Source organism: Streptomyces sp. sk2.1, from assembly GCF_008120935.1.
Classification (GTDB): domain Bacteria; phylum Actinomycetota; class Actinomycetes; order Streptomycetales; family Streptomycetaceae; genus Streptomyces.
On sequence record NZ_RDBO01000177.1, the window covers coordinates 1 to 12,012 of the forward strand.

The 12,012-nt window shown below is 72.6% G+C and carries 10 protein-coding genes; 9 read left to right on the forward strand and 1 reads right to left on the reverse strand.

The genetic code is table 11. From position 1 onward, the window contains the following. Positions 1-754 (reverse strand): FAD/NAD(P)-binding protein (locus tag EAO76_RS42035; protein ID WP_262376214.1); only part of this gene is annotated, 754 nt, incomplete at its 3' end. A 464-nt stretch (positions 755-1,218) separates the two neighbouring features. Between EAO76_RS42035 and EAO76_RS42040 the strand changes: the two genes are divergently transcribed. The 9 genes from EAO76_RS42040 to EAO76_RS42075 all read left to right on the forward strand — a co-directional run bounded on the left by EAO76_RS42040 (position 1,219) and on the right by EAO76_RS42075 (position 11,881). After that, a complete protein-coding gene (locus EAO76_RS42040) occupies positions 1,219-1,707 on the forward strand; it encodes a GNAT family N-acetyltransferase (RefSeq protein WP_148841490.1) in 489 nt (162 codons plus the stop codon). After that, complete coding sequence (gene lanKC / locus EAO76_RS42045) at positions 1,700-4,261, forward strand: class III lanthionine synthetase LanKC (protein WP_148841491.1); 2,562 nt, start codon at positions 1,700-1,702, stop codon at positions 4,259-4,261. Before EAO76_RS42040 ends, lanKC begins: the two co-directional genes overlap by 8 nt. Positions 4,262-4,268: 7 nt before the next feature. Beyond that, complete coding sequence (locus tag EAO76_RS45110; RefSeq protein WP_187439029.1) at positions 4,269-4,415, forward strand: hypothetical protein; 147 nt, start codon at positions 4,269-4,271, stop codon at positions 4,413-4,415. A gap of 336 nt (positions 4,416-4,751) precedes the next feature. Continuing rightward, a complete protein-coding gene (locus EAO76_RS42050; RefSeq protein ID WP_148841492.1) occupies positions 4,752-7,475 on the forward strand; it encodes an aldehyde dehydrogenase family protein in 2,724 nt (907 codons plus the stop codon). Between the two features lie 51 nt (positions 7,476-7,526). Next, a complete protein-coding gene (locus EAO76_RS42055) occupies positions 7,527-8,756 on the forward strand; it encodes a beta-ketoacyl synthase (protein WP_148841493.1) in 1,230 nt (409 codons plus the stop codon). Next, a complete protein-coding gene (locus EAO76_RS42060; protein ID WP_222872270.1) occupies positions 8,750-9,505 on the forward strand; it encodes an SDR family NAD(P)-dependent oxidoreductase in 756 nt (251 codons plus the stop codon). The genes EAO76_RS42055 and EAO76_RS42060 overlap by 7 nt, the downstream gene beginning before the upstream one ends. Beyond that, positions 9,498-10,304 (forward strand): enoyl-ACP reductase FabI, encoded by an 807-nt coding sequence (gene fabI, locus EAO76_RS42065; protein ID WP_148841494.1) that lies wholly within the window; start codon positions 9,498-9,500, stop codon positions 10,302-10,304. The genes EAO76_RS42060 and fabI overlap by 8 nt, the downstream gene beginning before the upstream one ends. 29 nt (positions 10,305-10,333) lie before the next feature. Further along, a complete protein-coding gene (idi, locus tag EAO76_RS42070) occupies positions 10,334-10,927 on the forward strand; it encodes an isopentenyl-diphosphate Delta-isomerase (RefSeq protein ID WP_148841495.1) in 594 nt (197 codons plus the stop codon). Continuing rightward, on the forward strand, positions 10,928-11,881 hold the full coding sequence (locus EAO76_RS42075; protein ID WP_148841496.1) for a hypothetical protein: 954 nt from the start codon (positions 10,928-10,930) through the stop codon (positions 11,879-11,881). Positions 11,882-12,012: the final 131 nt, after the last annotated feature.

Consider the following 12,012-nt stretch of genomic DNA (forward strand, 5'->3'; position numbering starts at 1 on the left):
GTACGCGGCGTCCGCGGCCCGCCGGGGCGGGGCCTACCTGCCCCCGTGCTGCACCGCGGACGTCGACCTGTCCGGCTTCCCGCCCGAGGCCGGAGACGATCACGTCGGCCCCGGGCGGGAAGCCGGACAGGTCGACGTCCGCGGTGCAGCACGGGGGCAGGTAGGCCCCGCCCCGGCGGGCCGCGGACGCCGCGTACCGGCGCTGCGCCGCGTCCATGCTGCCGTCGATGTTGCCCTGGGCGAGGACCACCACGTCGGCGTCGACGAAGCTCCCGTCGGAGAGGGTGACGCGCTGGCGTCCGTCGTCCCCGTCCGCCAGGTCGACCGCCGCGGCGCGGTGGTCGTGGACCTCCACCCCCGGCGGGAGCGCGGCCCGCGCACGCTCGAAGCACCAGGCGAGGTACGCCCCGGCGAGCCGCCGGCTGGGGAACGAGTCCGGTGCGAGGGAACGGGCCTCGTCCGCGACACCGGCGACCGACGTCTCCCGGCGGCCGGGCCCGGCCGCCCACTCGGACAGGATCGGGCCGGGCGTGACCGGTCCGGCGCACTCGACGCTGTCGTCGGTGAACATCGTGACGTCCCCGGCCCGCGAGTTCATCAGCATCCGGGCCGACTGGTCGTCCCGCCAGACGCGTCCGCCGCCGGGCGGGTACGGGTCGACGACGTCCACCCGCAGCGAGCCGCCGGGCCACAGGGCATCGAAATTGGCCGCGATCCGCTCCAGGATGCCGGTCGTGCGCGGGCCCGCGCCCACGAATGCCAACGACGGAGTCCTTAAAACCTGCCGCGTTTCAGTCATGGCACGGGAGATTACTGCGCCTCGCGGTAGGGGTGGAAAAAAGGGCTGTCAACTTGATTTATGCTCCATGGCCCCGGGCCTGTGGGCGGCGCCCGTTCGGCTTTTGCGTGTTCGACTTTCCGCGTGTTCGACTTCCACGAGGCATGCTTGACGGAAAAGAAGGTCTGGATCTAGGTTCTTCAACGGCTCGCCGAGAGGCCGAGTCGAAGAAGGTCCGGATGATTCTTGGACGGGGGGATGGGGAAGAAATGCAGGGGCGTTTCGTAAGCTTGCTCCCGCCGACTTCCGGCGATTTCGAGTTGATTGCCGGATGGCTGGCGCCCGATGCGCAGGGAACCGCCCTCACCGGAGACTCCCGGGAAATTGCGAGTCCCGAGGAAATCCGCGCCGCACACTTCTCCGGGAACCTTACGTTCCGGATGATAAAGGAGAACGACGGGGAACCCCTCGGGTTCGTGAACTGGCGCCAGCGCGGCAGCCACCAGTCGTTCGAGATAGCCATCATCGTCGGGGAGCCCGACCGCTGGCGCAGCGCCTACGGCGGCGAGGCGATCGTCCGGCTCATCGACATCCTCTTCATGACGTACGACGCCCGCAGGGTGCAGCTCACCACCGGGTCGTTCAACCCGTACACCCTGCCGGCCCTGATCCGCGGGAACTTCGTGCTGGAGGGAATCCTGCGCGACTTCTACTACGTGGACGGCAAGTACCACGACGCGACCGTCTGGTCGTTGCTCCGCTCCGAGTACGAGGACGAGCTGAAGAAGACCGAGCACCTGGCCGGACTGAAGTACGTGCCGTCCGTCCCCGAGGACGACAAGGCGCGGGCACGACGGATGCTGGACAAGTACCTGGCGGAGGGCGGGGCCACCTCGCTCGGCACCGGAGGGAGGGGTACGGATGCGTGAGGCGGGGGAACTCTTCTCCGTTGCCGATCCCGACCACTTCGAACCCCCCGAGCGCTGGTACCCGCAGGACGACGTGGACTTCGCGGCCACCGTGCCGGAGCGCGACGGCTGGTCCCGGAAGCTCAAGGGGCCCTGGTGTCATCTGCGCCCCACCGGCGGGACCCTGCCCGAACAGGGCTGGAAGATCCACGTGTCGGCCCGCCCCGAGAACGCCGCCGCCGTCCTGGCGGCCGTCTCCGCCCACTGCCTGGAGCACGGCCTCGCCTTCAAGTTCCTCGCCCGCCGGGCGGTCTTCCAGGCGTACAACCTCAAGTTCGCCCCGCGTACCGCCAGCGGCAAGTTCATCGCGATCTACCCGTCGGACGAGGAGGTCCTCCCGGCCCTGGACGCGCTGCACGAGCTGCTGACCGGCCAGGACGGCCCCTATGTGCTGAGCGACCGGCGCTGGCGCGACGGGAGCCCGGTCTACCTGCGCTACGGCGCCTTCACCACGCGGTACACATACACGCCGGACGGCCGGCGCGTCCTCGCGATGCACGGTCCGGACGGCCGACTGGTCCACGATCCGCGGTCGGTCCCCTTCCGGCCGCCGTCCTGGATCTCGCCCCCCGACGAGATCCAGCGCGCTCTGCGCACCCCCGACCCGGACGAGCCCTTCCCGTTCGTCGTGGAGCGTGCGTTGCAGTTCTCCAACGGCGGGGGCGTCTACGCCGCCCGGCAGAAGGAGACGGGACACGAGGTCGTCCTCAAGGAGGCCCGCTCCCACGCCGGTGTCGACCGGGACGGCCTCGACGCCGTCGACCGGGCCCGGTACGAGGCCGAGGTCCTCGTCCGGCTGGCCGATGTGGCGGCCGTACCGGACCTCGTGGACTCCTTCCGGTACTGGGAGCACCACTACCTCGCGCTGGAGAAGGCCGAGGGGAGCAACCTGCAGAACTGGGCGGCCGGCCACCACCCGTTCATCCGGCACGCCCCCACGGCCGACGCCGTCGCCGCCTACCGCGAGCGGGCGGAGCGGATCCTGGAACGGGTCGCGGCCGCCGTCGCCGATGTGCACGCCCACGGGATCGCCCACCGGGACCTGCACCCCGGGAACATCATGGTGGACGACGACCTGACGGTGCGGCTGCTGGACCTGGAGATGTCGGCCCCGCTGGACACGGAGGACCCGCCGCCGCTGGCCTACCCCGGCTTCGCGCCGAGGACCGGCTCCGCCGGGTTCCGCGACCGGTACGCCCTCGCGGTGCTGCGGCTGTGGCTGTTCATGCCGCTGGCGCCGGTGTACGTACTGGACCGGCGCAAGGCCGCGCAGCACGCGGCCGCCGCGGTCGACTGGTTCGGCCTGCCCGCGGACCACTTCGACGACACCCTGCGGATGATGGAGCTCGAACCGCTCGCGGACGGGTCCGGGGCGTCCGCCCCGGACCGGGCCCGGCTCGTGCCGGGCACCGCGGCCCCGTCCGATCCGCTCGACCTCGTCGTGCCGCTGAGCGCCTCGCTCGCCGCGGCGGGGGACCCGGACCGCGACGACCGGTTGTTCCCGGGCGACCCGGACCAGTACCTGAACACCGCGGGCCCGGCGAGCCTCGCCCACGGAGCCGCGGGCGTCCTGTGGGCGCTGCACGCGGCCGGGCACGAGCCGCCCGCCGGGTACGAGCGGTGGCTGCTGGAACACCCGGGGCCGGAGGGTGCGGAACTGGCGTCGCCCGGACTCTGGGACGGACTGACCGGAGTGGCCTGGTACTGGGCGGCGCGCGGACGGCACGAGGCCGCCCGGGCGAACCTGGCACCGCTGGTCCGGGACATCGACACCACCACGGACCCGTCGCTGTTCTCCGGTCTCGCCGGCATGGGCCTGGCCGCCCTGGCGCTGGGGCCGGTGCTCGGCGACGAGGAGGTCACCGCACTCGGCCGCCGCGCCGCGACCCGCCTGCGGGACGAGCTCTTCCCGAGCCCGCACACCCAGGCGCCGCCCGCGGGACTGATGCGCGGCTGGAGCGGGGCGGCGGTGTTCCTCGCCAGGATGTACGAGGCCGACGGGGATCCCGTCTGGCTCGACCTGGCCGAGCGGGCGGTCGACCGGGACCTGTCCCGGTGCACCGCGGACGACGCCGGAACCGTGCAGGTGGTGGACGGGAAACGCCGTCTGCCCTACCTGGCCGTCGGCGGTCTGGGCGTGGCGCTGGGAGCGGACGCCGTGCTGCGGCACCGGGAGAACGCCGGGCTGCGTGCGGCGGTCCCCGGACTGGTGAACGGCGCCCGGGTGCGGCTCATGGCCGACGCCGGGGTCTTCTCCGGGCGGGCCGGGGCGCTGCTGGCCCTGGTCGCACTGGGGGACCGGTTCGAGGAGGCGGACGAGGCGCTCGCCGGTCTCCTGCGGCAGCTGCCGCTGCACCTGGTGGAGCGCGACGGCGAGCTGCGCGTGCCGGGCAGCGGTGGGGTGCGGTTCTCCGCGGACCTCGCCACCGGTGCCGCCGGCGTGACCCTCGCCCTCGCCGCGGTCCGCGACCGCAGCCTGAAGAGCTTGCCGTTCCTGGGCATCGAACCGCTCTGAGCGGTTCATGGGAACGGCACCGGTCAAGAGGCCGTCCGAGACGGCCCGATACCTGAGGGGAGGTACGGACATGTCGATCATCGAGCTGCAGGGCCTTGAGGTCCCGGCCGAGAGCGCCGAGGCGCTGGGCAGCACCATCAGCAACAGCTGCTGACGTGCCGTCATGAAGTACTGCCGAGCCCCGTTCCGGCCTTCTTCGCGGAGGGGYGGAGGGGCATCCGCGGGGCGACCTGGTCGCCCGGATTCACCGAGGGGAGGTACGGACATGTCGATCATCGAGCTGCAGGGCCTTGAGGTCCCGGCCGAGAGCGCCGAGGCGCTGGGCAGCACCATCAGCAACAGCTGCTGAACGAAGCAGTGAGGGTGCATCTCCCGGGACCTCGATGAGATCCCGGATCGGGGGCGCGGCGCGGGCCGTGCGTCGCGCCCCACGCACATTCACCAGCGTAGGGCCGGACAGCAAAAAAGCGAGAACAACGGGGTGATCAGCATGACCTCCGCTCGGGAGGAGAGGCCGGTCGCGGTCGCGAGGCGCGCCGCCGTGACCCAGTACGCCCTGGGCCATGGGGTCCAGACGATGCGCCGCGCGTTGCACGACCGCGGTGTGCGGGCCGGCGACCGGGTCGTTCTCAGCGGCGACAACACCATCGAGTTCTACGCGGCCCTGCTGGCCCTGATCGCCTCCGACGTCTCCGTCGTCGTCCTCGACGAGGCCCAACTCGCCCGGATGGAAGACCCGTTGGGGCAGATGCACGCCCAGCACGCGGTACTGCCGGGTGACGCGGCCAAGCAGGTGCCCGGCGCCGTCGCGCCGCGCGACCTGTGGGACTACGGCGTGGGAGAGGTACGGGCGAAGGACGTCGGCGGCTCGGCCGACCTCCCCGACCCCGCGACCCTCGCCTGGCGGGAGCGCGAGGACGGCCTGATCCTGCTCTCGTCCGGTACGACCGGCGAGCCGCACGCCGTGGTGAAGTCCGGCGGCTCCGTCATCGACAACTGCCTGCGCACGGCCGAACGGGTCGGGTACACCCCGGACGACGTCCTGTTGCCGCTGCTGCCGATGACCCACCAGTACGGCCTCTCGGTCGCCCTGATCAGCTGGGTCGCCGGCACCCGGCTGGTGATCGTGCCGCCCGCCCACCTGTCCGAGGCGCTGCGCCTGGGCAAGCGGCACTCCGCCACGGTCGTCGACGCGCCCCCGCGCACGTACCAGGCGATCCTGAACCTCGCCGCCCGCAACCCCGCCTTCCTGACGGATCTGTCGTCGGTGCGGCTGTGGTGCGTGGGCGGCGGTCCGCTGGAGAGCCGGCTGGCCGAGAGCTTCCACCGGGCCTCCGGCCACCTGATGCTCGACGGCTACGGGTCGACGGAGCTGGGCAACGTGGCGCACGCGCTCCCGGGGAAGCCCGAGCTGGTCAAGGCCCTGTCCGGTGTCGACATCCAGGTCGTCGGCGCCGACGGGGAGCCGATGCCCGCCGGGAGGGTCGGCGAACTTCTGGTCCGGACCCCCGACCGGTGCGCGGGCTTCCTGGACGCCGAGGGCCGGCTCGTGCGCGAGGCGGACGGCTGGCAGCGCACCAACGACATCGCCTCGATCGACGAGGACGGACACCTGACCGTCCTGGGCCGCCGCTCGGCGCTGGCCAGGGGCGGGTTCACCGTCTACCCGGCCGAGGTGCAGCGCAGGCTCGCCGACGCCGGCACGACCAACGCCTGCGTGGTGGTCGAGGGCGCCGGGCGGGACGACCGCCTGATCACCGTCGTCGCCGACCCCGGCCGTCGCACGCACACCCACTGGCGGCGGGAGATCACCGCCCACCTGGCGCCCTACGAGGCGCCCGACCACGTCTTCGTCGTGGACGAGCTGCCGCAGAACGCGTTCGGCAAGGTCGACCTGGGCCGGGTCCAGGCGTTCGCGGAGGCGGCCACCGCCCAGCGGCTGGGCGTCCGGGACCACGTGCCGGAACGTTTCCGCAGCAATCACCGCCTGGCCGAGACGCTCCCGGCGCTCGCCCGCACCGCCCAGTACGTCCAGGACAACCGGGACCTGTTCGTCGACGTGCTGAGCGGGATCACCGACCGCGAGGCCGCCGGCATCGAGGTCGAGGGCTTCGTCTCCACCCTGCGCGGGGCGGCCGCCGAGTACGCGCTGCACCAGCCGCCGACGGTGCCCACGTCCTGGGTCTTCATGCCGTCCAACATGGTGCTCTACTCGTACGCCCTGTACCTGCTGGTCCCGGCGTGCTTCACCCGCGAGATCTCCTTCCGGCCCTCCTCGCGGATCACGGAGACGACGCTGCGGATCCACGAACTGCTGGCACCCGTGCACGGCCTGGACGTCACGGCGTTCACCGGCACCCAGGGCGCCTACGTGGACTCCATCCGGGGCAACCCGGGAGTGGCCGTCTTCACCGGCCGCTACGAGAACGCGGAGGAGCTGCGGGTCGCCCTGGGCGACGAACCGCTCTTCCTCTTCTTCGGCCAGGGCGTCAACCCGTTCATCATCACCGAGCACGCCGACATCGGCGCGGCCGCCGCCGACGGGGCCCGGATCAGGATGCTCAACTCGGGGCAGGACTGCCTGGCCCCCGACATCTACTTCGCCCACCGCACGGTCGCCGACGAGTTCCGCGAGGAACTGTCCCGGCGCGTCGGGGCGCTGCGGTTCGGCCCGGCGGCCGACCACGGCAGGGACTACGGCAGCCTCCAGGACCCGAACGTGCTCCACCAGGTCACCCGCTACCTGATCGCGAACCGGCACCGCATCCACCAGGGCGGCGCCGTCGACATCGCCCAGTCCCACGTGGTGCCGACCGTCCTGGTCTGGGAGGTGTCCGAACCCCTGGACGTCTCCGAGCAGTTCGCCCCCATCTTCAACCTGGTCGTCTACGACGACGAGCGCGAGCTCAGGCGCGTTCTCGCCACCCCGTCCTTCACCGAACGGGCCTTCGGGGCCTCGGTCTACGGGGGCGGCCGGGACCTCGTGGACTTCCTGCGCGAGAAACACATGGTGAGCGTCGACTCGACGCTCATCGAGATAGAGAACGGCAACAAGCCGTTCGGCGGCCGCGGCATCAGGGCGGGCTACCTGGCCCTGGGCGGACGGCGCTTCCCGCAGCCCCTGCTGGTGTCGAAGGCCGTGGCCGAGTACGGGGGCCGGTTCGTCACCGGCGCCCGGGGCGAGGTCCGGCTGGCCGCGGCGGCGGGGAAGTAGCGCAAACGTTCACGGATCGGCGATCGGCCGCCGACGATTTGGAGTGAGGCAATGGGTTCGTACGTGACGGGTCTCGGTGCGCTGACACCGCTGGGCAACTCGGTGGCCGAGACCTGGGAAGGCATGGTGGAGGGCCGCAGCGGGATCACCTCCATCACGGGCTTCGACCCCGGCGACTGTCCCGTCACCATCGGCGGCGAGATCCGCGGCTTCGAGCCGACGGACTACATGCCGCGCACCGAGGTGCGCCGGACGGACCCGTACGCGAGGTACGCGATCGCCGCCGCCCACCAGGCCCTGGAACAGGCCGGCGTCAAGCCCGGGGTCTGCCCGCCGGAGCGCATCTCGGTCCTCGCGGGGTCGGGCTACGGCACCACCAAGATGGACGCGGAGGCGGTCCGGCTGTTCGACACCCGGGGCGCGCGGGCGATCCGCCCCTACATGTCGACGTACGGCGCGGTGGACGTCGTGACCGGCTACCTGTCGGTGGAGATCGGCGCCATGGGCGAGTCGTTCGCGGTGTCGGCCGCCTGCGCCTCGGGCACCATCGTGATCGGCGAGGCCCACCGGATGATCGAACGGGGCGACGCGGACATCGTCGTGGCGATCGGCGCCGAGGACTCCATGAGCGGCAAGGACCTCGCGCTCACCGCGGCCACCCGGGCCCTCACCAGCAAGTACAACGACGACCCGGCCGCCGCCAGCCGCCCCTTCGACCGGGCCCGGGACGGCTTCGTGCTGTCGGCGGGCGCCGGGGCGGTGGTGCTCGAATCGGAGAGCAGCGTGCGCCGGCGCGGAGTCGCACCGCTCGCCGAGATCATCGGCTACGGCGGCGCCAGCGACGCCCACCACGTCACCGCACCGCACCCCGAGGGACTCGGCGCGCGGTTCGCGATGCGGCGGGCGCTGGCCGCGGCGGGGGTGCCGGGCGACGCCATCGACTACGTCAACGCGCACGGCACCAGCACCCAGCTCAACGACCGCACCGAGACCCTGGCCATCCGCGCCGAACTCGGCGACCGGGCCCTGCGCATCCCGGTCAGCTCCACCAAGTCGACCACCGGGCACATGATCGGTGCCGCCGGGGCCGTCGAGCTGATCGCGTGCGTCAAGGCCCTGGAGACCGGCCTGGTGCCGCCCACCATCAACTGCGACGACCCGGAGTTCCCGGAGATGAACCACGTCGCGCACACCGCACAGGAGCACGCCCTGACAACGGTCATGTCCAACTCGTTCGGCTTCGGCGGACACAACGCGGTGCTGGTGGTGAAGAAGTGCTGAACCCCACGACACCCCCCGAGGCGGCCGCGAAGCCCGCCGGGCCGACCGGGCGGAAGGTGGTCGTCACCGGCGGCACCCGCGGCATCGGGCGCGAGACCGTCGACCGGTTCGTCGCGATGGGCGACACGGTGGTCTCGCTCAGCACCTCCGGCGCCCCCGTCGACAACGCGCTCTCGCTGGCCTGCGACGTCGCCGACCCGCAGGCGGTGGAGCAGGCGATGAAGCAGGCGGTCGAGGCGCTGGGCGGCCTCGACGTCCTGGTGGTGAACGCCGGGATCGTCCGCGACAACCTGATGGCCCGGATGTCGGCCGAGGACTTCTCCGCCGTCATCCAGACCAACCTCATGGGCGGCTTCTACTCCGTCAAGGCGGGCATCCGCCCGCTCATCCGCTCCAGCCGGGGCCGGGTCATCTTCTGCTCCAGCACCGCGGCGCTGCTGGGCGGGATCGGCCAGGGCAACTACGCGGCCAGCAAGTCCGGGCTGATCGGCCTGGCCCGCACGCTGGCCCGCGAACTCGCGCGCGGCAGCACCACGGTCAACGTCATCCTTCCCGGGCTGATCGACACCGACATGGGCCGGGACTTCCCGGAGAAGGTGCGCCAGGAGTTCATCGACTCCGTACCGCTGCGCCGGGCCGGGACGGTGACCGAGGTCGCCTCCCTGATCACATATCTGGCCAGCGACGAGGCCCGGTACATCACCGGGGCGGTCATTCCCGTGGACGGTGGGGTGAGCATGGGTGTCTGAGCACGAGGAGAACACGACGACCGCGGCGCCGGGGGCCGGCGCGGGCCTGCTGGCCGGGAAACGGCTGCTGGTCACGGGCATCATCACGCCCAGCTCCATCGCCTACCACGTCGCCGAGCAGGCGCAGCTGGCCGGGGCGCGGGTGGTCGCCACCGCCTACGGACGCACCTCGCTGGTCAAGCGGGTCTGCGCCCGGCTCCCCGAACCCGTGCCCGTCGTCGAGCTGGACGTCACCGACGCGACGGACCTGGAGCGGCTGGCCGGGCGGGTGTCGGAGCACCTGGACGGGCTGGACGGGGTGGTGCACTCGATCGCGCACGGCTCGCCCGCCTGCTTCGACGAGGACTTCGCCGCCGTGCCCTGGCCCGAGGCGGCCCGCGCGCTGGAGGTCTCGGCGTACTCGCTGGCCTCGCTGACCCACGCCTGCCGCGACCTGCTCGCACCCGGCGCCTCGATCGTCGGGCTCGACTTCGACGGCCAGCGCGCCTGGGAGGGCTACAACTGGATGGGCGTGTCCAAGGCCGCCCTGGAGTCGGTCGCGCGCTACCTGGCCATGCAGATGGGACCGCGCGGGGTCCGGGTGAACCTGGTCGCCGCCGGGCCGCTGCGGACGGTCGCGGCCACCTCCATCCCCGGCTTCGACGCGACGCACTGGGCCAAGCACTCCCCGCTCGGCTGGGACGACCGGGACGCGGCCCCGGTGGCACGAACCTGCTGCGCCGTCCTGTCCGACTGGATGCCGGCGACGTCCGGCTCGGTCGTCTGGGCGGACGGCGGCTACCACATCGCCGGCCCGTGACATCCGGCGGAACGAAACAAGGAGCACCCATGCCCAGTTCAGCCACGAGCGGCCAGGCGGCCCGGGAGCGGCTGCGGGTCGAACTCGTCGACCCGACCGGCCGGACCACCGGCAGCACGACCGTGCACGAGGCGCACACCCGCCCCGGCGGGCTCCTGCACCGCGCGTTCTCCGTGATGCTCGTCAACGACCGCGGCGAGGTACTGCTCCAGCGCCGGGCCGCGTCCAAGCGGCGCTTCCCGGGGCTGTGGACCAACACCTGCTGCGGGCACCCGGCGCCCGGCCAGGACCCGGCGGACGCGGCCCGCGCCCGGCTGCTGGAGGAACTCGGCGTCCGGGCGGGCGAACTGCGGCCGGCCGGCCCGTTCGTCTACCGTGCCGAGGACCCCACCTCGGAGTACGTCGAGCACGAGTACGACCACGTCCTGGTGGGCGATCACGACGGCGCCCCGCCGGCCGTCGACCCCGACGAGGTGTCCGAGGTCGCCTGGCGGCCCCTGACGGAGGTCCTGGCGGAGCTCGACGGACCGGGCGCGGACTCCTACACCCCGTGGTTCCGGCAGGTCGCGCATCTGACGCGGGAGCTGCGGGAGTCGCGGGCGCTGCCGGGGACGGGGCACTAGATGGAGCACGAGCTCCCCGGCGGGCTGCTCGACCCCGACCGGGTGCCGGCCCTGCGCGTGCTCGTGCACGGGACGTCCGAGAAGGCCACCGGGCCCACCTGGCAGACCCCGTGCACCTCGCCGGCCGCCGGCGTCAAGGGTGCCAAGGTCTACCGCACGCTCGCCCCGGTGTTCCGCGCGCTGGGCTACGACGACGGCGACCGCGCCCTGGTCTCGCCGCTGTTCGGCCACCTGTGGGCCGTGGTCTACGAGGCGGACTGGGCGTACGAGGCGCACCAGCGGTCCGGCGGCACCGGGGCCGGGCCCGGGTCCTGGTGGCCGGAGCACCTGCGGGCGTACCTGGGTTCCCTGGAGCTGCTCGACGCGACCGTCGAGCGCCATCTGGCCGGCCTGGAGGAGTACTTCGAGCTGGAGACCAGGCTCCTCGGGTCCGCCGACTCCTTCGACGAGGCCGACCTGGCCCGCGCGATCCGGCTGCGGTGCTCCGACATCCGGGCCTTCCTCGCCGTCGCCGCGGCCCTCACGGGCCGGCCGTGGGCGCGGGAGCTGAGCGCGCTGCTCGGGCCGATGATGTCGTTCATCGACCTGGAGGACGACCTGCGGAGCGTCGAACAGGACGCCGCCGAGGGCTCCTTCAACACCTACGGCCTCGCCGTGCGGCGCTGGGGCGAGGCCGGGGCCCGGCACCGGCTGGACCGCACCGGCGACGAACTGCTGGGCGAGACCGCGCAGGCGCTGTCCGCGGCGCCCCCGGACACCCTCCGGGCGATGTGGGTGCTCCTGGGGCGGCCCTCGTCGGACGCCGAAGCCCGCCTGCTGGCCCGGACGGCACCCGGCCCCGACCGCGAACTCCTCGCCGGTCTGCGGCACAAGCTGCTCGACGGGACCCCCGGGCCGTTCGAGCCCTACTGGCGACTCTTCGACACCCCTGGCGGCGACACATGCAACACCTGAACGAGCAGCGGCTCACCGCAACCCCGAAGGCCCCCGCCCCCGCGGCTCCCGAGGCCCCGATTTCCGCAGTCCCGTCCCACGAGGCCCTGCACCCGGAGGCACCGACCTCCGGGGTCAGGACCTTCCAGGGC